This window comes from Pseudomonas sp. RG1 (assembly GCF_025910115.1).
Taxonomy (GTDB): Bacteria; Pseudomonadota; Gammaproteobacteria; order Pseudomonadales; family Pseudomonadaceae; genus Aquipseudomonas; species Aquipseudomonas atacamensis.
This window is the reverse complement of sequence record NZ_JAPCIK010000019.1, coordinates 25,451-46,205: the sequence shown is the minus strand read 5'-3', so window position 1 is coordinate 46,205 and position 20,755 is coordinate 25,451. Positions and strand designations below refer to the sequence as shown.

The following is a 20,755-nucleotide window of genomic DNA, read 5'->3' as shown; positions in this document are numbered from 1 at the left end:
GTCCTGCCAATCACGGATCGACAATGACCGCGGCCGGGACAAGCCCGGCCACAAATAAAAGAAGATTTACGGTTCGATGCGGCGGCGGTTGACCTTGGCCATCGGCAGCGGAATCAGCTTGCCCATCGGCTCGCGGCGTTCCTGGCGCAACGGCCTGAGCCCCACCACGATCTTGCGCGCCACCAGCAGATAGAAGCCACCGCCGGACAGCTGCCAGTCACCGGCCTTGCGTTCCCAGCCGGCCAGGCGGTGCTGCCACTTGGCCGACGCGAGCGGCGGACGATAGCACCCGAAGCGGCGTTTCTCCAGCGCGAAGCCCAGCAGATTGAGCCAGTCGGCGACCCGCGACGGCGAGATGCAGCGCGCCTTGCGCAGGGCATCATTGGCGAAGAAATGCCGCAGCCCCCAAGTGCTCCAGGGGTTGATGCCGATGATCAGCAGATGCCCGCCGGGGCGCACGCTGCTCGCTGCTTCACGCAGCAAACCGTGGGGCGACAGGCAGAAATCCAGGCCATGCTGCATCACCACCACGTCGGCGGCGTGCTCGCTCAACGGCCAGGCCTGCTCTTCGCAAACGATCTCGACTCCGGGCAACGGTGCGCCGAGACGCACGTTGCGCTGCACTTGCGGCGCGGCCGGCGGGGTTTCGGCGGACGGCCCGTAATGCACCAGATAACCGCCGAAGAAGCGGCCGAGCTCGTCGTCGAGCATGCGCCGCTCTTCATCCAGCAGAAATTGCCCGAGCGGCCCCGACAGCCATTCGCGGGCGGCGCTGATCAATGCCAGCCAGTCGGGATCGGCCTGAGCGAACGCTTTATCGGTCATGTCATTCTCCAACGCGCCAGGAACTACTAAGATGCGCCAATGTTTTCCGCTTGGCGAATTCCGACGATGATACAGATCAGTGCCCTGCCCGCGTTCACCGACAACTACATCTGGTTGTTACAGGATCATCAGACCCAGCGCTGTGCGGTGGTCGATCCGGGCGACGTCGCCCCGGTGCAGGCGTGGCTTGATGCGCATCCGGGCTGGGTGCTCAGCGATATTCTGATCACTCACCATCACCATGACCATGTCGGCGGCGTCGAGCGCCTGAAAGCCACGACCGGCGCCAAGGTCTACGGCCCGGCCAGCGAAAGCATTCCGGCGCGTGACGTAGCGCTCAAGGACAACGACAGCGTCAGCGTGCTCGGCTGGGACTTCGACGTCTATGCGGTGCCCGGTCACACCCTGGGGCACATCGCCTATTACCACCATGGCCTGCTGTTCTGCGGCGACACCCTGTTCGCCGCCGGTTGCGGCCGGTTGTTCGAAGGCACACCCGAGCAGATGTACCGCTCGCTCAGCCGTCTTGCGGCCTTGCCGGAAGATACGCTGGTTTACTGCACCCATGAATACACCTTGAGCAATCTGAAATTTGCCGCCGCCGTCGAGCCGGGCAACCCGGACATCGCCGCCCGTCTGGAAAAGGTCACCCAGCAACGGCAGAACGGCGTGATGACATTGCCGTCGACTTTGGCCCTGGAAAAGCTTACCAATCCGTTTTTACGCACTTCTGAAACATTGGTTACACAAAAAGTGGACGAACGGGAAGGCGCTCAAAACCGGGAGCCGAGCGAGGTATTTGCGGCTCTGCGAGCATGGAAAGACAAGTTCTGACGACCACGCCGGCCGGGACAAAAATTCTCAATGGTTGACCGCAGGGGGTGCGCTTTCTAGAATCGCCCGACATTTTTGCCCGGAACTTACTTCCAGCCAATGTCGTCATCCATACGTAAGTCCGTCAATTCAGATGCTTTGACCCGCCTGGCGCAAGCCATCGCGGTGGCTGTGTCCGCCACGCTGGCGGGTTGCTCCAGCCACGCTCCGCAGACTGAAGCGACGCACACGCCGAACATTGCTGCGCGAGCCAAGCAGAAGCCGATCTGGCTGACCGAGAAGCCCACTCCCGTGGCGCCCCAGGACATCTGGGAACGCATGCGCCAGGGCTTCCAGTTGCAGGAAGGCCTTGGCGTCAACCCGCGCATCGAGCAACAGCGCCTGTGGTTCGCCAGTAATCCCTCTTTTCTCGAGAATGCCGGCGAACGCGGCAGCCTCTACATTCATTACATTGTCGAACGCCTCGAAGAGCGCAATATGCCGCTGGAACTGGCCCTGCTGCCGGTGATCGAGAGCGCGTACAACCCGATGGCCTACTCCCGCGCCGATGCGGTGGGCCTGTGGCAATTCATTCCGTCCACCGGGCGCTACTTCAACCTGCGCCAGACGCGTTTCTATGATGGCCGTCGCGACATCACCGCCTCGACCACGGCAGCGATGGATTACCTGACTCGCCTGCACGACATGTTCAACGGCGACTGGCTGCTGGCTCTGGCGGCCTATAACGCCGGTGAAGGCACCGTCAGCCGTGCGATCGAGCGCAACGAGAAGCTCGGCCTGCCCACCGACTACTGGAACCTGCCGCTGCCGGCGGAAACCCAGGCCTATGTGCCGAAGTTGCTGGCACTGTCGCAAGTGGTACTGGCGCCGGAAGCCTACGGCGTCAACCTCAACCCGATCGCCAACGAGCCGTACTTCCAGGTCGTCGAAATCAACCAGCGCATGGACCTGTCCAAGGTCGCTGCGGTGGCGAACATCGATGAAGACGAACTGTTCCAGCTCAACCCCGCGTTCAAACAGCGCACCACCATCGACGGCCCGCAGCATCTGCTGGTGCCGACGTCCAAGGCGCAACTGCTGACCGCGAGTCTGCAGACCATGCGCCCGGACGAACTGATCAGCCCGCGCTCGCTGAAACCGGTGTTCGAAGGCGCCGATCCGTCGGAAGTGGCACAGCTCAAACGCGCCTATCGGGTCAAGCGTGGCGACAACCTCGGCTCCATCGCCAAGGCCAACAAGGTCGAAGTCAAGGATCTGCAGCGCTGGAACAAGCTGACCGGCAAGAACCTCAAGGTTGGCCAGACGCTGGTCATGCAGGACAACACCAAGCGTGCACCGGCGCGCAAGTCCGGCCGGGTCAACACCGTGGTCGCGGCGAATACCAAGAGCAAAGGCAAGGAAGAGAGCAAGCAGCAGACCCGGTACAAGGTCAAGCGCGGCGACACCCTGTATGTGGTGGCCAAGCGCTTCAACGTCGAGATGCAACATCTCAAGCGCTGGAACCCGGGTGCGGGCAAGGCGTTGAAGCCGGGGCAGATGCTTACGGTTTATCAGCCGCACTGACAGAAGAGCCCCTGAATTCAGGGGCTTTTTTTGGATGAAGTTTTTGGTGTGCTTTAGATCCATCCTCCTCACCCCAGCCCTCTCCCCCAAGGGGGAGAGGGGGAAAGGGAGCCGATCGGGGGCTTTTCAGAAACTGAGTTCGACTCGGTATCGCACCTCGGTGCAATTCGCCCAGACACCACGATCAGTCCCCTCTCCCTCCGGGAGAGGGTTAGGGTGAGGGGCTCTTCGCGCAAACGATTAACCCGGCATTAACCCGCATCTTTTTCCTGTCCAGACAAGCTGTTACTGTACGGCCCACAAAGCCCAAGCCGCTGGATCGGATCTGACTTGAAGCGTGCCCTCTCCCTGCTCCTGATCAGCCTGGCCTTGAGCTCACCCGCAAGCGCGACGATTACCGAAAGTCATGGTTATGCGCAGTTCGGCACGCTCAAGTACCCGGCCAGATTTACCCACTTCGACTGGGTCAACCCGCAAGCGCCCAAGGGCGGTACGTTGCGGGTGATGGCGTTCGGCACCTTCGATACGGTCAATCCGTACACTTTCAAGGGCACCAGCCCGGTCACCACCGCCAATTTTCTCCAGTACGGCATCAACGAGCTCAACGAGCCGCTGATGGTTGGCACCGGGCAGTATTCGCCGTCCGGCGACGAACCCGCGTCGAGTTACGGGTTGATCGCACAATCGGTGGAGTACAGCGAAGATCGCAGCTGGGTCGTCTTCAATTTGCGCCCCGAAGCGCGCTTTCACGACGGCGCGCCTGTCACCGCCTACGACGTGGCGTTCTCCTATCGAACGCTGCTCAAGGACGGTCATCCGCTGTATCGCACGGCCCTGCAGGAAGTGCTACGGGTCGACATCCTCAACAAACAACGCATTCGTTTCGTGTTCAAGCGCTCGGGCAATCCGCTGTTGATCCTGCGCCTGGGCGAATTGCCGGTACTGCCGCAGCATTACTGGAAAGACCGCGACTTCAAAGCCACCACCTTCGAGCCGCCGCTGGGTAGCGGGCCGTACCGCATCACGTCGGTCACGCCGGGTCGGCAGCTGATTTTCGAGCGGGTCAAGGATTACTGGGGCAAGGACTTACCGGTCAATCGCGGCAAGTACAACTTCGATCGCATGGAAGTCGAGTTCTACCGCGACAGCGATGTCGCCTTCGAAGCGTTCAAGGCCGGCGAGTTCGACATCTACATCGAGCATCAGGCGAAGAACTGGGTCAACGGTTACAACTTCCCCGCTGTACGTCGTGGCGAAGTGATCAAGGTGCAGATCCCGCATCAGATCCCGACCCAGACTCAAGGCCTGTTCATGAACAGCCGCCGCGCGACCTTCGCCGATGTCAGGACGCGCGAAGCGTTGGGTCTGATGTTCGACTTCGAATGGACCAACCGCGCGCTGTTCAGCGATGCCTATAAACGCACCACCAGCTACTATCCCAACAGTGAATTCAGCGCCTCGGGTTTGCCGGTCGGGCATGAATGGCTGATGCTCAAGCCTTACAAGGAGCAGTTGCCAGCCCGGCTGTTCACCGAGCCGTTCACCCTGCCGAAAACCGACGGCCGTGGCATCCCGCGCGAGACCATGCGTAAAGCCCTCGCCCTGCTCGCCGAGGCCGGTTGGAAGCTCCACGGCCAGCGCCTGCAAGACAAAGACGGCCAGCCGCTGCGTTTCGAACTGCTGCTGGTCAATCCGAGCCTGGAGCGGCTTTATCAGCCGTACATCGAGAATCTCAACAGCATCGGCATCGACGCGCGCCTGCGTACCGTTGATCGCGCCCAGTACAAACAGCGCCTCGACCAATTCGATTTCGACATGATCTCGATGACCCTCGGCCAGACCCTGAGCCCGGGCCTTGAGCAGTGGCAGTACTTCCACTCCAGCCAGGTCAACGTCAAGGGCAGCAAGAATTACGCGGGCATCGCCAATCCCGTGGTCGATCACCTGCTCGAACAGTTGCTCGCCGCGCGCACCCGCGACGAGCAGGTCGCCGCCGGCAAGGCGCTCGACCGCGTGCTGCTCTGGCAGCACTACAGCATTCCCAACTGGTACCTCAATTATCACCGTCTGGCCTACCGCAACCGGTTGGCCTTTGTCACCACGCCGCCCTACACCCTGGGCCTGAGCGCATGGTGGCTGAAGTCTTCGGAGAAAGATCGATGAACGCTGTGCGCACCCTGCTCGTGCAGGCCGGCGGCTTGCTGTTCGCCGGGCTGGCCTGGGCCGCCCCGCAACACGCCGTGACCCTGTACAACGAGCCGCCGAAATACCCGGCCGATTTCAAGCATTTTGACTATGTGAATCCCGATGCGCCCAAGGGCGGCGTGTTTCGTCAGGCCGGGTTCGGCGGCTTCGACAGCCTCAACCCGTTCATCAACAAAGGCGTGCCCGCCGATGACATCGGCCAGATCTACGACACCCTGACCAAACACAGCCTCGACGAGCCGTTCACCGAGTACGGCCTGATTGCCAGCAAGATCGAAAAAGCCGACGACAACAGTTGGGTGCGCTTCTACCTGCGCCCGGAAGCACGCTTCCATGACGGCCACCCGGTGCGCGCCGAAGACGTGGTGTTCAGCTTCGAAACGTTGACCAAGGAAGGCTCGCCGATGTTTCGCGGCTACTACAACGACGTTGCCGAAGCCATCGCCGAAGACCCGCTGAAGGTCTTGTTCAAGTTCAAGCACAGCAACAACCGCGAGCTGCCGCTGATCCTCGGCCAGTTGCCGGTCCTGCCGAAACACTGGTGGGCCAGCCGCGACTTCAACAAGGGCAATCTGGAAATCCCGCTGGGCAGCGGCCCGTACAAGGTCACCCAAGTGAAGGCCGGCCGTTCGGTACGTTACGAGCGGGTCAAGGATTACTGGGGCAAGGACTTGCCGGTCAACCGTGGCTTCTACAACTTCGACACGATGACCACCGACTACTACCGCGACAACACCGTCGCCCTCGAAGCGCTGAAGGCCGGGCAGTTCGATTATTGGCTGGAGATGACCGCGAAGAACTGGGCCAGCGCCTATAACGTTCCGGCGGTCACCGAGGGCCGGTTGATCAAGGAACTGATCCCCAACAGCAACCCGACCGGCATGCAGGGCTTCGTCTTCAACCTGCGCCGCCCGGTGTTCCAGGATGTGCGCGTGCGTCAGGCTCTCGGGCTGCTGTTCGATTTCGAATGGACCAACAAGCAATTGTTCAACGGCGCCTACGTGCGCACCCGCAGTTACTTCGAGAACTCGGAAATGGCCGCCACCGGCCTGCCCGACGCCGAGCAACGGAAGATCCTCGAACCGTTCCGCAGCAAACTGCCGGCTCAGGTATTCAGCGAAGCCTTCGAAAATCCCAAGACCGACGCCAGCGGCATGATCCGCACCCAGCAGCGCGAGGCCTATCAACTGCTGCAAGAGGCCGGCTGGAGAATCGTCGATGACAAAATGGTCGACGCCACCGGCAAACCGGTGGTGATCGAATTCCTCCTCGCCCAGACCGAATTCGAACGCGTGCTGCTGCCGTTCAAGCGCAACCTCAGCGACCTCGGTATCGATCTGGTGATCCGCCGCGTCGACGTCTCGCAGTACATCAACCGCGTGCGCTCGCGGGATTTCGACATGATGGTCGGCAGCTTTCCGCAATCCAACTCGCCGGGCAACGAGCAGCGCGAATACTGGATGAGCGCCGCCGCCGACAAACCGAGCAGCCGCAACAGCATGGGTCTGAAGGATCCGACCGTTGACCAACTGGTGGAAAGCCTGATCAACGCCGACTCGCGCAAAAGTCTGGTGGCCCACGCCCGCGCGCTGGATCGCGTACTGCAATGGGGCTACTACGTGGTGCCCAACTGGCACATCAAGAGCTGGCGCGTGGCCTACTGGAACCACATCGGCCACCCGAAAACCTCGCCCAAGTACGACATCGGCATCAACACCTGGTGGGTCAAGCCTGACGCCAAGCCTGCCGTAGAAGTCGAAACCCAACTGCAAGCCGACCCTGCGGGCACGGAGTAATCAGATGCTGGCGTATATCTTTCGGCGACTGCTGCTGATCATCCCGACCCTGTTCGGCATCCTGCTGATCAACTTCGTGATCATTCAGGCCGCGCCCGGCGGGCCGGTCGAGCAGATGATCGCCAAGCTCGAAGGCTTCGAAGGCGCCACCAGCCGGATTGCCGGCGGCGGTGCCGAAGTGGCGGTGGCCGGCTCGTCCTACCGTGGCGCGCAGGGGCTGGACCCGGCGCTGATCAAGGAAATCGAGCACATGTACGGGTTCGACAAATCGGCCCCGGAACGTCTGTGGATCATGGTCAAGAACTACGCGCAGCTGGATTTCGGCGACAGTTTCTTCCGCGACGCCAAGGTCATCGACCTGATCAAGGAAAAGATGCCGGTGTCGATCTCGCTGGGGCTGTGGAGCACACTGATCATGTACCTGGTGTCGATCCCGCTGGGCATCGCCAAGGCCACGCGGCACGGCAGCCACTTCGATGTCTGGACCAGTTCGGCGATCATCGTCGGCTATGCGATCCCGGCGTTCCTGTTTGCGATCCTGCTGATCGTGGTATTTGCCGGCGGCAGTTATCTGGACTGGTTCCCCCTGCGCGGGCTGACTTCGAACAACTTCGATGAGCTGAGCCTGGGCGGCAAGATCCTCGATTATTTCTGGCACCTGGCATTGCCAGTGACGGCGCTGGTGATCGGCAACTTCGCGACCATGACATTGCTGACCAAAAACAGCTTTCTCGACGAGATCAACAAACAGTACGTGGTCACCGCCAAGGCCAAGGGCCTGACCCGCCATCGCGTCCTTTACGGCCACGTGTTCCGCAACGCCATGCTGCTGGTGATTGCCGGTTTTCCTTCGGCGTTCATCGGCATTTTCTTCACCGGCTCGTTGCTGGTGGAAGTGATTTTCTCCCTCGACGGCCTCGGCCTGATGAGTTTCGAAGCGGCGATCAATCGCGATTACCCGGTGGTGTTCGGCACGCTGTTCATCTTCACCCTGCTCGGACTGGTGGTGAAACTGATCGGCGATCTGACCTACACCTTTGTCGATCCGCGTATCGACTTCGCCAGCCGGGAGCATTGAGATGAACCTGTCCCCTCTCAACCGCCGGCGCTTCGAACTGTTCAAGGCCAACAAGCGTGGCTGGTGGTCGCTGTGGCTGTTTCTGATCCTGTTCGGCCTGAGTCTGGGCGCCGAGCTGATTGCCAACGACAAGCCACTGGTCGTGCATTACGACAACAACTGGTATTTCCCGGCGATCAAGCGCTACCCGGAAACCGCGTTCGGCGGCGAATTCCCGCTGGAAGCCAACTACAAGAGTCCGTACATCCGTGAGCTGCTCAAGGCCAAGGACGCGTGGATTCTGTGGGCGCCGATCCCCTACAGCTACCAGAGCATCAACTACGACCTGAAAGTCCCGGCCCCGGCGCCACCCTCGGCGGATAACCTGCTGGGCACCGACGATCAGGGCCGCGACGTGTTGGCGCGGGTGATCTACGGTTTCCGCATTTCCGTGTTGTTTGCGCTGACGCTGACCGTGCTGAGCTCGATCATCGGCGTGATTGCCGGGGCGCTGCAGGGCTTTTATGGCGGCTGGGTCGATCTCGCCGGGCAGCGTTTTCTGGAGATCTGGTCGGGGCTGCCGGTGCTGTATCTGCTGATCATCCTCGCCAGTTTCGTCCAGCCGAATTTCTGGTGGCTGCTGGGCATCATGCTGCTGTTCTCGTGGATGAGCCTGGTCGATGTGGTGCGCGCCGAGTTCCTGCGCGGGCGCAATCTGGAATACGTGCGCGCCGCCCGCGCGCTGGGCATGCAGAACGGCGCGATCATGTTCCGCCACATCCTGCCCAACGCCATGGTCTCGACCATGACCTTCATGCCGTTCATCCTCACCGGCGCCATCGGCACCCTGACCGCGCTGGACTTCCTCGGCTTCGGCCTGCCGGCCGGCAGCCCGTCGCTGGGCGAACTGGTTGCGCAAGGCAAATCCAATTTGCAGGCGCCATGGCTGGGCATGAGCGCGTTTGCCGTGCTGGCGCTGATGTTGAGTCTGCTGGTGTTTATCGGCGAGTCCGCTCGCGATGCCTTCGACCCGAGGAAGTGAAATGAATCAGGACAATCTGATCGAAGTGCGCGACCTCGCCGTCGAATTCGGTTTCGGCGAGCGCGTCCACCGCGTGGTCGAGGGCGTGAGCTTCGACATCAAGCGCGGCGAAACCCTGGCGCTGGTCGGTGAATCGGGCTCGGGCAAATCGGTCACGGCGCATTCAATCCTGCGCCTGCTGCCCTACCCCATGGCGCGGCATCCGGCCGGCAGCATCAATTACGCCGGGCAGAACCTGCTGGATTTGAGCGAGAAGACCATCCGCCATATTCGTGGCAACCGCATCGCGATGATCTTTCAGGAGCCGATGACCTCGCTCAATCCGCTGCATTCGATCGAAAAGCAAATCAACGAAGTGCTCGGCATCCACAAGGGCCTGAGTGGCAAAGTGGCGACCAAGCGCACTTTGGAGCTGCTGGAGATGGTCGGCATCCCCGAGCCGCACAAGCGTCTCAAGGCCCTGCCCCATGAATTGTCCGGCGGCCAGCGCCAGCGGGTGATGATTGCCATGGCCCTGGCCAACGAGCCGGAATTGCTGATTGCCGACGAACCGACCACCGCGCTGGACGTGACCGTTCAGCTGAAAATCCTCGATTTGCTCAAGGATCTTCAGGCTCGATTGGGCATGTCGCTGTTACTGATCAGTCACGATTTGAACCTGGTGCGAAGAATTGCGCATCGCGTATGTGTCATGCAGCGCGGTTGCATCGTCGAACAGGCATCGTGCGCAGAGCTGTTCCGTTCGCCGCAGCATCCGTACACTCGGGAATTGCTCGGCGCGGAGCCCAGCGGCGGCCCGGCGAGCAATGAAATCGGCGCGCCGCTGCTCGAAGTCGAGGACCTCAAAGTCTGGTTCCCGATCAAGAAAGGCCTGCTCAAGCGCACGGTGGATTACGTCAAGGCAGTGGACGGCATCAATTTCAGCCTGCCGCAGGGGCAGACCCTGGGGATCGTCGGCGAAAGCGGTTCCGGCAAATCCACCCTTGGTCTGGCGATTTTGCGGCTGATCGGCAGCAAAGGCGCGATCCGCTTTGAAGGCAAGCAGCTAGACTGCCTGACGCAGAGTGAGGTTCGCCCGCTGCGGCGGGAGATGCAGGTGGTGTTTCAGGACCCGTTTGGCAGCCTGAGCCCGCGCATGTGCGTCAATGACATCGTTGGCGAAGGCCTGCGGATACACAAGATGGGCACCGCGACCGAACAGGAAGCGGCGATCATTGCGGCATTGAAGGAGGTAGGTCTGGATCCGGAAACCCGGCACCGCTACCCCCACGAATTTTCCGGAGGGCAACGGCAGCGAATCGCCATTGCCCGGGCCTTGGTGCTGAAACCGGCGCTGATCCTGCTGGACGAGCCGACTTCGGCGCTCGACCGCACGGTGCAGCGGCAAGTAGTGGAGCTGTTGCGTTCACTGCAAGCCAAGTACAACCTGACGTATTTGTTCATCAGCCATGACCTGGCTGTCGTCAAAGCGCTGAGCCACCAGCTGATGGTGGTCAAGCATGGCCAAGTGGTCGAACAGGGAGACGCGCAAAGTATCTTTGCCGCCCCCCAACATCCGTATACACAGCAGTTGCTGGAAGCCGCTTTTCTGGCACCAGCCACTGCGCAATAACCTGAAAGAGGAGCAACACATGGGTTTTCTCGCCGGTAAGCGCGTACTGATCGTCGGTGTCGCCAGCAAGCTGTCCATCGCATCCGGCATCGCTGCCGCCATGCATCGCGAGGGCGCTGAGCTTGCCTTCACTTATCAGAACGACAAACTCAAGGGTCGCGTCGAAGAATTCGCACAAGGCTGGGGTTCGAGCCCTGAGCTGTGCTTCCCGTGCGACGTGGCCAGCGATGAAGAAATCGCCAAGGTCTTCGAAGAGCTGAGCAAGAAGTGGGACGGCCTGGACTGCATCGTGCACTCCGTCGGCTTCGCCCCGGGCGATCAACTGGACGGCGACTTCACCGAAGCCACTACCCGTGAAGGTTTCCGCATCGCTCACGACATCAGCGCCTACAGCTTCGTGGCCCTGGCCAAAGCCGGCCGCGAAATGATGAAAGGCCGCAACGGCAGCCTGCTGACCCTGTCGTACCTGGGCGCCGAGCGCACCATGCCGAACTACAACGTGATGGGCATGGCCAAGGCTTCGCTGGAAGCCGGCGTCCGTTACCTGGCCGGTTCCCTCGGTCCGGACGGTACCCGCGTCAACTGCGTATCGGCTGGCCCGATCCGCACCCTGGCCGCTTCCGGCATCAAGAACTTCCGCAAGATGCTGGCTGCCAACGAAGCGCAGACTCCGCTGCGCCGCAACGTCACCATCGAAGAAGTCGGCAACGCCGGCGCCTTCCTGTGCTCCGACCTGGCGTCGGGCATCAGCGGTGAAATCATGTACGTCGACGGCGGCTTCAACACCACCGCGATGGGCAACATCGAAGAGTGATCTTCCTGTAGCCAATAGAAAAACCCGCCGGATCCGGCGGGTTTTTTTATGCCTGCAGAACGGTTGCCGCACTACATATGTACCGCCACCGACCCTGCCCTGCCTTTGATACTCGGCGCTCGATGCTTATCAGCCGCCAGGGAGGCGCAGATGAACGACACACCGGTACATGAACAGACGCTGATCCACAATCTCATCGCAGAATTGACCGCCGTACCGGTGGTCACCGCCGCCACGCCGGCACGCACGCTGGAGGTTCCTCGTCCATGCCTGCTGCGCGAATGGATGGAGCTTTACTGGACCGCCCTCGAACGCCCCGAGTTTCTCGACTGGGCCAGTCGTTTTCACATCGACCTGGATACCTTGCAAATCAAAGGCGATACCCTGCAAGCGCAAACACCCTCGAACGGTTCCAGCGACGTTCGCACGTTCACTCTGGAAGATGATTCGGGCTGGTGGCAGATGGCGCCGATGCTGCTGTCGATTTCCCAGCGTATCGATCCTGCGGGGCTGGGCCTGCCCTATATCGGCGGTAAATCCGCCAACCCGCTGTATCGCTTCCCACGGCAAGTGGTGCTGGCGTTCTACGGTTACCCGGAACCGCAAAACCAGATTCAGGCCCGCGTCATCCTCACCGAACTGAAGAAAACCGGGCTGGCTGCCATCGATGAAAACGGCCACAGCACGTCGGCTGTGGTGAAGGAACGCAACGCGCAACTGGAGGATTTCAGGGCGATCGCCGATCGAATCGATGCGGTGTTGCTGGCGAGCGATCCGTTTGAGCAACGAGGCTTTCTCGATACGCCGGTAACGCTTGCTTCGGCCTCTGTTTCCGCTCCTGTCAGAGGCCCGCGCCTGAAATTGGGCGAGCTGCTGCGTCGCTATGAATTTGCGCTGCCGGAAGATGCGGGACAAGCCAAAGCGCTTGCGCAACGCCTGCGACAGCACAGTTGGCCTGAGCTGCCCTACGTCAGTGACTACGTGCAGACCGGCACCCCTATCCGCAGCTATCGCGAAGACTTCGGCGATCTGGAGGACGTCCGGCATATTGTGCGACGCCTGGAAGTTTTGAGCTGGAACAAGGCACCCAAAGCCAGAATCGATTACGAGGAATTCAGCGAGCCTCATCCGGATTCAACGCTCGCGGTGCAGATGGCGCTGGGCCAGGAGCGCTTGCAGATATTCAGCTCCAACGCGGATTTTCAAGCCATCTTGCAACAGCACGGGTTACCCGCCGACAGTCAATTGCTGGTGACCGAGTCCGGTCATGTCGGCACGGCCAGCGCCAAAGGCTGGGTCAACCTGACGACTGAGGTGGAAAAGCATTCCGATCTGAAACTTCATCGCGACCAGCTTAAAGCTCAGGCAGGCGAAGCCGGCGGCGCCCTGCGCTCGAGCGGTAAAGTCACCCTCGGGCAAATGTTGCGTTTCTACGAGCTACCGTTGCCAAAAACTGTCGAGCAAGCCCTGTCCCTGGCGAAATGGGACAAGATCAATCTGCACATGCGTCCCGGGCACATGAATCAGTGGTATCTGCTGGGTCAACCCTGGACGAAGACCGAGCGGTTCACCGCGCAGCAACGCCAGAGCATCATCGACACCACCCAGGCTTTTTTGCCCGAAGACTCGCCGCCACTGATCGACTACCTCAGTGAAGGGGTCGACACCGATCTGCCGCTCAATACCCTCAAGGCAAAAGCCGACTACCTGATCAGTCGTATCCTGATCACGTCGCGCGCACGGACGCTGGGCAATCAGTTGGTGAAGAACCTCGGAGCGCCGTCTCACAAAAAACGCCTTCTGGCCACCAACCGCGAACGCCTGTTGCTCGCTGCATTGATTCTCAACCTGGAACCGAGCGCCGGTGAGGATATAAACCGAATCGTCGCCCAGCGCTTGGAGGGCAGTGATTTCTGGGGCGACAGTTATGACGAAGTGCGCCGGTTCATCGACCGGCAACCCCAACTCGCACTGGTCAAGAACAAGACATTGGCGACCCACCTGTTATTGTCCGGCATCTCGCCGGAGTTTCTCATCCGGGGCATTCCTCGATCACTGCCTTATATGAGTTGCCTGCGCTGGGTGAGGCTGAAACAGGTCGTGCTGTATATCGAAAGACGCCTGCCGGGCGCGGCGCGCTTGATGACCTACGAGCAATTGCGCGAGCTGACGAAAGGCCCGGCGCCGGCTGATTTCTACAAGTTTCTGCGCGAGGAGCCGTGTGCCTCGGTCGTAGTGGACTGGGCGGTTGCACGAGGACTAATCCAGCGCGATGCCGATTTTCAAGTCACGGTCTATGACGCCGCCACGCTCAAGCAAGCCGATCTGCTCTTTCGCAACCACAATCGTCTGATTTACGATTTTTACCGCCGGGCCTTCCAGTCGTCACCACCCACCCCCGCCACTATTGCCCTCGCGGATCTGCGCAAGATCTTCGCTGATTCCCCTCACCTGACAGAGAAGGCGCTGTTTGTTCCAGCCTCGGACGCTGATACAACCGGGCCACATTATTCCCTGAGCCAATTACACATCGCCGGCAAGCTAACGGGTGACATGCAGGGATGGCAATCGAGCAATGCACAATTGCAACTGCCATCGATGATTGCCTCGCTGCCCAGACTGAACAACGTGGCAAGCGCTTTTCATGCAGCGCTGGCGGCGCGCCTCAAGCATATGAAGGACGCGCATGTCGCGATTCTCAAGGAGGCGTTCTGCCGGTTGCCGTTGGCGCAACGGCTCGACCTCGAAGACAACACGCTGGAATTGCTCGCCCTGCGGCCAGTATCGGCAGCCACGGACAAACTTGCCAAGGCCGGCACGGCGCCGTTTGGCATATTGGCACTGCTGCATGGGCGGCCAACCAGAGTCTTCGAGATTTTCACCAGCAGAGATGAAGTGGTGCTGCGTCGCGATATCGACATCGCATTACTCAAACCATCGGTGGCGAAAGAAGCGGCGAAAACGCTGCCCCTCGACGCCGAAGCCTACAAAAACGGCTCCCAGCCTCGCTTGAACGCCACCTGCAAGGCGTTTATCACTCGCCTCGATATTGAGGGCGCACCACTGGCGCAACAGGCACGCACCGCCGTGCCCGATACCTTCGCCTCCAACAGAGTCAACGCCATTGCCAGCACCGCCGTCCGGCATCTGTTCGATGCTTATGCAGCGAAAGCCTTGCAAGACGCGTTGCGCATGCCCGAACTCGAGGATGCCGCGGCCAGTCACGAGAAATGGCTGGCGTTTTACCAGAAGCTGAGCCCGCCCAAGCGCTGAGCACTGGCGAATCCGGCGATGAATCGGCTGACGCCTTCGCGAGCAGGCTCGCTCCCACAGAGATGGTGCTGAACTGAAAAATCCTCCGCGCCATCGAAACCTGTGGGAGCGAGCCTGCTCGCGAAGACATTCGATCAGCCAGCATCAAATTGCCTGACCCACCGCCATCGCGGGCAAGCCCGCTCCCACGGGATTCAAGGGAGTCTGTGGGAGCTGGCTCGCCAGCGATGGTGGCGGTGCTAGCAGCCTTTCAGAGCTTGCTTGTGCGCATACATCGCGCCATCCGCATCGGCGAGCAGCCGATCAACGGTTTCGTGGCGCGTGGGGTCGTATTCGATCTGGCCGACGCTGAAGCGAATCGCATAACCACGGTGCAGCGTGGCGTTGCGCTCTTCGAGGATTTCCTTGAGCCGGGCCATGATCCGCGTGGTTTCAACGTGGCTGGAGCCAGTCAGCAATGCGACGAACTCATCGCCGCCCAGGCGTCCGACCACGTCGCTTTCGCGAAAGGCAATGCGCAGCACATCGGCGAAGGTCTTCAGCGCACTGTCGCCTTCGGCATGCCCATACAGATCGTTGATCTGCTTGAAGTCGTTGAGATCGAAAAACAGCAGCGTCGCCGGCCGGTTCAGACGCGCGCAGGCATCCAGTGCATGCTGGGCCAGTTGCTTGAAACCACGGCGATTGGACAGCAGCGTCAGTTCGTCCATGCTTGCCATTTGCACCGCCATCAACTCTTGCTCGGCCATCTCCGCGAGGTCACGCAGCAGCGCGCGCTCTTCGTCATCGAGATGGCGAGGCTTGGTATCAATCAGGCACAAGGTGCCCATTTTGTTACCGTCCGGCACGGTCAGTGGGTACCCGGCGTAAAAGCGAATATTCGGCGCGCCGGTGACCAGCGGATTGTCATGGAAGCGCAGATCTTCCAGCGCATCGGGGACCAGCATCAGCTCGTTCTGCAAAATCGCATGGCCGCAGAACGAGACATCGCGCGATGTCTCGCTGACATCCAGGCCCACACAGGATTTGAACCACTGGCGATCCGTGTCGACCAGCGTGACCAGGGCGATCGGCACGTTGAACAGGCGCTTGGCCAGGCGCGTCAGACGATCGAAGCGCTCTTCAGGGGCCGAGTCGAGGTTGAGGCCATGCAGCGCGTCGATACGTGCAGCTTCATTGGCAGGCTTTCCGGGCACCAGCATGCGCACACTCCGTAGACAGTCATGCGTTGAGCGTAGCGCTAAATCGCCGAGGCTTCACATTTGCGCCACCGGACACGGCCCGCCGGCATCGGCCCAGAGTTTGAATTGCGCGACGAAAATATCGTGCGGCACTGGCACCGGTGCGCGCCCTGCCCCGGGATTCCAGCCCCAGAGCACCAGTCTGTCTTCGCTGACGTGTTTTAACAGCGCGGCGAAATCCCGATCACCATTGCTCGCACGGTCCTTGATCATCGCGCAGAGCTTGTCCGAGGGCAGGCCGATCCAGGCCATTTTGTGCGCCGCCGGCGGTAGGCTCCAGTGCGGCGCACCCGGCGGCGCATGAGGGCCGTAACTGGCCGGCGGGTTGCTTTCGGCGTGGCAGGTCGCGCAGGGCAAACCGGCGGCGCCCTTGCCGTCCATGCCGCGCACCACATTCATCGCGTGGGGGATGCCGGCGTCGAACTGCAACGGCGAATCGCCGGGAATGTGGCAATTCTGGCAGCGCGGGCTCTGAAAGACTTTCTGCACCGTGCCAAAGGCTTTCAGAGCTTCCTGATCTTCGGCAAACAGGTCCGAGGCGTAGCCACCGAGACCGAGCAAAACGACGGTGCCCAACACAAGATGTCGTTTCATCTCACACCCCCGACAGTTGCAGTGGCAGTTCGCGCAGGCGTTGCCCGGTCAAGGCGAACACGGCGTTGGCCACGGCCGGCGCGGTCGGTGGCACGCCGGGCTCGCCGATGCCGCCGGGTTTTTCGCTGCTGGCGACGATATGCACTTCCACCGCCGGCATTTCGTTGAGCCGCAACACCTGATAATCGTGATAGTTGGACTGCACGACGCCGCCGTCCTTGACGGTGAGTTTGCTGTGCAAGGCCATGCCGAGACCGAAGGTGATGCACGATTCCATCTGCGCGGCGATGCTCTGCGGATTCACCGCAATGCCGCAGTCCACCGCGCAGACCACCCGATGCACGCGGATCGCCAAATTGTCCTGAGACACCTCCGCCACTTGCGCCACGTAGCTGCCGAACGACTCGTGTACCGCCACGCCCAGAGCATGCCCGTCCGGCAACGGCGCGCCCCAGTTGGCCTTCTCCACCGCCAGATTGAGCACGCCAAGGTGGCGCGGGTGCGCCTTTAGCAACGTTCGCCGGTACTCCACCGGATCCTTGCCCGCCGCCGTCGCCAGTTCATCGATCAGCGATTCCATGACGAAACCCGTGTGGGTATGGCCCACCGAGCGCAGCCACAACACATTGATGCCGGTCTGCGGCGAATGCAGGTCGACCTGATGATGAGGCAGATCCTTGATGTACGGACTGTCAGCCACGCCCTCGACCGAGGTGGCATCGATGCCGTTCTTGACCATCGTCGCCTCAAGCATCGTCCCGGCCATGATCGACTGGCCGACCAGCACATGCTGCCAGCTCATCGGCAAACCATCGGCGCCCAGCCCGACCTGCGCCTTGTGCAGATACATCGAGCGGTAGTAGCCGCCGCGAATGTCATCTTCGCGCGCCCACACGGTTTTCACCGGCAGGCCCGCCGCTTTCGCCACTTGCACGGCTTCGGCGACGAAATCCGAGGTCGGATTGGCGCGGCGACCAAAACCACCGCCGAGGAATTCGGTATGAATCTCGACCTGTTCGGGCTTGAGCCCGGTGATCTTGCTGGCGACCATTTGGTCCAGCGTCTGAAATTGCGTACCAGTCCAGATCTCGCATTTGCCGGCGCTGATTTTTACCGTGCAATTGAGCGGTTCCATCGGCGCGTGGGCCAGATACGGCACGCTGTATTCGACCTCGATTTTCTTCGCGGCTTTGCCGAAATTGGCCTTGGCGTCCCCGGCCTGCGTGGCGGAAGTGCCCGGCGTCGCCGCCAGTTTGCGGAAACTCTCCAGCAGTTTTTCACTGCTCATGTCGGCCAGCGCCCCGAGATCCCAGTCAACCTTGAGCGCATCACGGCCCAGCTTCGCCGCCCAGAAATGCTCGGCCACCACCGCCACGCCGCTGGGTACCTGCACCACCTTGTGCACGCCGGGAATCGCCAGCGCTGCGGCGCCTTCGAAGGATTTCACCGTGGCACCGAACACCGGGGCGCGGGCGACCATCGCGGTCATCAGGCCTTCAAACTGCACGTCCATGCCGAACTTGGCGCGGCCGGTGATCTTTTCCGGGGTGTCGAGGCGCTTGGTCGGTTTGCCGATGACTTTCCAGTCCTTGGCCTCCTTGAAGGTGATGGTTTTCGGATCCGGCACCGGCAGTTGCCCGGCGGCATCGGCCAGTTCGCCGTAGGTCGCGCGTTGATTCCCGGCGATGACCACGCCGGACTCCGTGCGAATCGTCGACGGCGCGACGTCGAAGCGTTTCGCAGCCGCTTCCACGAGCATCTGCCGCGCCGTCGCCCCGGCCAGTCGGTAGCGGTCGAATTCCATCCAGGTCGACGTCGAGCCGCCGGTGATCTGCATGCCGCCAAACGCCGGCAAGCCGTAATCGGCCGCCGAGGCTGGCGAGTGTTGCACGCTGATTTTCGACCAGTCGGCGTCCAGTTCTTCGGCGATCAGCATGGTCAGGCCGGTCCAGATGCCCTGGCCCATTTCCGAATGGCCGAGCAGCACGGTGACGCTGTTGTCCGCCGCGATGCGCAGGAACGCGTTGGGCGCGAAGGTCTTGTTCTGATTTTCTGCCGCCCGGGCAAAGCGATTGGCCCCGGGCACCACGAACGCCACCATCAAGCCGCCGCTTAACAGTGCGCTGCCCTTGAGAAACCCGCGACGCGATACGGGACTGTTCATCGTTCCTCTCCCAGAGAATGACTCAGCCGATTTCGGCGGCGCGTTTGACCGCTGCGCGAATGCGCGGATAGGTGCCGCAGCGGCAGATATTGCCGGAGAGCGCCTGATCGATATCGCTGTCGGTGGGCTTGGGAATCTTCGCCAGCAACGCGGCGGCGGACATGATCTGCCCGGACTGGCAGTAACCGCACTGCACCACGTCCAGCTCGGCCCAGGCTTGCTGCACCGGGTGCGAGCCATCGGTGGAAAGGCCCTCGATGGTGAGGATTTTCTGCCCGTGGGCGACGGCAGTCGCCGGAGTGATACAGGAACGTAATGGCGCGCCGTCGACGTGCACGGTGCAGGCGCCGCACTGGGCCATGCCGCAACCGAACTTGGTTCCGGTCAGGTGCGCGACATCGCGCAGAACCCAGAGCAGCGGCATGTCGGCGGGGACATCGAGCTCCTGATCCTTGCCATTGATATTCAGGGTCAGCATCGGCGGATTTCCTCAGGCTCACGGTGGTGCGAAGGGGCGTCGCTGTGGTCGCAAAAACCTACGGACGCCCGCGCTTATCCCTTTCAGCAAAGCCTAATTTGCGCTTGAAGCCAGACGTTGTGACCAGCGGTCATGCAGACCCCGGCATTGCTCCTACAGTTGATAACGGCTCGCACTGAGTCGTCGTACCTCTGCGCAAACGGTCCGCGTACATCGCGGTTGTCCATCACAGGTCAGGAGTAACGAATATGGGCTTTGTCACCACTCGAGACGGCGTCGATATCTTCTACAAGGACTGGGGCCCGCGCGACGCGCCGGTGATCCACTTCCACCACGGCTGGCCGCTCAGTTCGGATGACTGGGATGCGCAGATGCTGTTCTTTCTCACGCAGGGCTTTCGGGTGATTGCCCATGATCGACGTGGACACGGCCGATCGAGCCAGGTCTGGGACGGCCACGACATGGACCACTACGCCGACGATGTGCTGGCCGTGGTCAATCATCTGGGTACGAGCAACGTGGTGCACGTCGGCCATTCCACCGGCGGCGGCGAAGTGATCCATTACATCGCCCGGCATGGTCAGGACAAAGTCAGCAAAGCGGTATTGATCAGCGCCGTGCCACCGCTGATGGTGCAGACCGAAAGCAACCCCGGCGGCTTGCCGAAATCGGTGTTCGATGGCTTTCAAGCGCAGTTGGCGGCGAATCGCGCGCAGTTTTATCGCGATGTGCCGAGCGGACCTTTCTACGGCTACAACCGCCCGGGCGCCGAGCCGGCGGAAGGGATCATCGCCAACTGGTGGCGCCAGGGCATGATCGGCGGCGCCAAGGCGCATTACGACGGCATCGTCGCGTTCTCGCAGACCGACTTCACCGAAGACCTGAAAAAAGTCACCGTGCCGGTGCTGGTCATGCACGGCGAGGATGACCAGATCGTGCCCTACGCCAACTCCGCACCGTTATCGGCGAAACTGCTGCCCAACGGCACGCTGAAATCGTATCCCGGCTTCCCGCATGGCATGCCGACGACGCAGGCTGAAACCATCAATGCGGATTTGTTGGCGTTTATTCGCGGGTAACAGAGCTGAGGATGTACCCATAGCAGCGGACAGCACAAAACAAATTGTGAAAGCGAGCTGCTCGCGAAAGCGTTCGTTCAGCCACTTACGTATTGACTGACCCAACGCCTTCGCGAGCAGGCTCGCTCCCACAGTTGAAATTGGGTATGCCCGTCAGAGACTGGTCGGCTGGAAGGCC

15 protein-coding genes are annotated in these 20,755 nt (G+C 61.2%); 10 read left to right on the top strand and 5 right to left on the bottom strand.

The genetic code is table 11. The features are described from left to right. Positions 1–66: 66 nt before the first annotated feature. A complete protein-coding gene (locus OK411_RS11600; protein ID WP_024012492.1) occupies positions 67–825 on the bottom strand; it encodes a class I SAM-dependent methyltransferase in 759 nt (252 codons plus the stop codon). A 66-nt stretch (positions 826–891) separates the two neighbouring features. Between OK411_RS11600 and gloB the strand changes: the two genes are divergently transcribed. The 9 genes from gloB (at position 892) to OK411_RS11555 (ending at position 15,021) form a co-directional block, all read left to right on the top strand. Further along, positions 892–1,659, top strand: coding sequence for a hydroxyacylglutathione hydrolase (gloB, locus tag OK411_RS11595; RefSeq protein WP_264364910.1), 768 nt, complete (start codon positions 892–894; stop codon positions 1,657–1,659). A 99-nt stretch (positions 1,660–1,758) separates the two neighbouring features. Continuing rightward, positions 1,759–3,222 carry a transglycosylase SLT domain-containing protein gene (locus OK411_RS11590; protein ID WP_122610190.1) on the top strand — a complete coding sequence of 488 codons (1,464 nt, stop codon included), beginning with the start codon at positions 1,759–1,761 and terminating at the stop codon, positions 3,220–3,222. Positions 3,223–3,552: 330 nt separating this feature from the next. Beyond that, positions 3,553–5,385 (top strand): extracellular solute-binding protein, encoded by a 1,833-nt coding sequence (locus tag OK411_RS11585; RefSeq protein ID WP_024012490.1) that lies wholly within the window; start codon positions 3,553–3,555, stop codon positions 5,383–5,385. Next, complete coding sequence (locus tag OK411_RS11580) at positions 5,382–7,223, top strand: extracellular solute-binding protein (RefSeq protein ID WP_264364909.1); 1,842 nt, start codon at positions 5,382–5,384, stop codon at positions 7,221–7,223. The genes OK411_RS11585 and OK411_RS11580 overlap by 4 nt, the downstream gene beginning before the upstream one ends. A 4-nt stretch (positions 7,224–7,227) precedes the next feature. Further along, positions 7,228–8,301: a microcin C ABC transporter permease YejB gene (locus tag OK411_RS11575; RefSeq protein WP_016774154.1), complete on the top strand. Its 1,074-nt coding sequence runs from the start codon at positions 7,228–7,230 to the stop codon at positions 8,299–8,301. A 1-nt stretch (position 8,302) separates the two neighbouring features. Next, positions 8,303–9,322 (top strand): ABC transporter permease, encoded by a 1,020-nt coding sequence (locus tag OK411_RS11570; RefSeq protein WP_016774153.1) that lies wholly within the window; start codon positions 8,303–8,305, stop codon positions 9,320–9,322. A gap of 1 nt (position 9,323) precedes the next feature. Next, positions 9,324–10,934: an ABC transporter ATP-binding protein gene (locus OK411_RS11565; RefSeq protein WP_039763245.1), complete on the top strand. Its 1,611-nt coding sequence runs from the start codon at positions 9,324–9,326 to the stop codon at positions 10,932–10,934. Positions 10,935–10,953: 19 nt separating this feature from the next. Next, positions 10,954–11,748 (top strand): enoyl-ACP reductase FabI, encoded by a 795-nt coding sequence (gene fabI / locus OK411_RS11560; RefSeq protein WP_003202751.1) that lies wholly within the window; start codon positions 10,954–10,956, stop codon positions 11,746–11,748. Positions 11,749–11,898: 150 nt separating this feature from the next. Further along, the gene (locus OK411_RS11555) at positions 11,899–15,021 is read left to right on the top strand and encodes a hypothetical protein (protein ID WP_264364908.1); all 3,123 of its coding nucleotides are present in this window, start codon (positions 11,899–11,901) and stop codon (positions 15,019–15,021) included. Between the two features lie 239 nt (positions 15,022–15,260). Here OK411_RS11555 and OK411_RS11550 read toward each other — a convergent pair whose 3' ends face one another. Genes OK411_RS11550 through OK411_RS11535 form a run of 4 tightly spaced genes read right to left on the bottom strand, consistent with a single transcriptional unit; the run spans position 15,261 to position 19,498 of the window. Continuing rightward, positions 15,261–16,223 (bottom strand): sensor domain-containing diguanylate cyclase, encoded by a 963-nt coding sequence (locus OK411_RS11550; RefSeq protein WP_071171843.1) that lies wholly within the window; start codon positions 16,221–16,223, stop codon positions 15,261–15,263. A gap of 54 nt (positions 16,224–16,277) precedes the next feature. Continuing rightward, a complete protein-coding gene (locus tag OK411_RS11545; protein WP_264364907.1) occupies positions 16,278–16,856 on the bottom strand; it encodes a hypothetical protein in 579 nt (192 codons plus the stop codon). 1 nt (position 16,857) lies between these two features. Further along, positions 16,858–19,020, bottom strand: a complete 2,163-nt coding sequence (locus OK411_RS11540) for a xanthine dehydrogenase family protein molybdopterin-binding subunit (protein WP_264364906.1) — start codon at positions 19,018–19,020, stop codon at positions 16,858–16,860. 22 nt (positions 19,021–19,042) lie between these two features. Further along, positions 19,043–19,498 carry a (2Fe-2S)-binding protein gene (locus OK411_RS11535; protein WP_010459764.1) on the bottom strand — a complete coding sequence of 152 codons (456 nt, stop codon included), beginning with the start codon at positions 19,496–19,498 and terminating at the stop codon, positions 19,043–19,045. Between the two features lie 248 nt (positions 19,499–19,746). On the opposite strand from OK411_RS11535, the gene OK411_RS11530 reads away from it, so the two are divergent. Beyond that, positions 19,747–20,577 (top strand): alpha/beta fold hydrolase, encoded by an 831-nt coding sequence (locus OK411_RS11530; protein WP_110599003.1) that lies wholly within the window; start codon positions 19,747–19,749, stop codon positions 20,575–20,577. Positions 20,578–20,755: the final 178 nt, after the last annotated feature.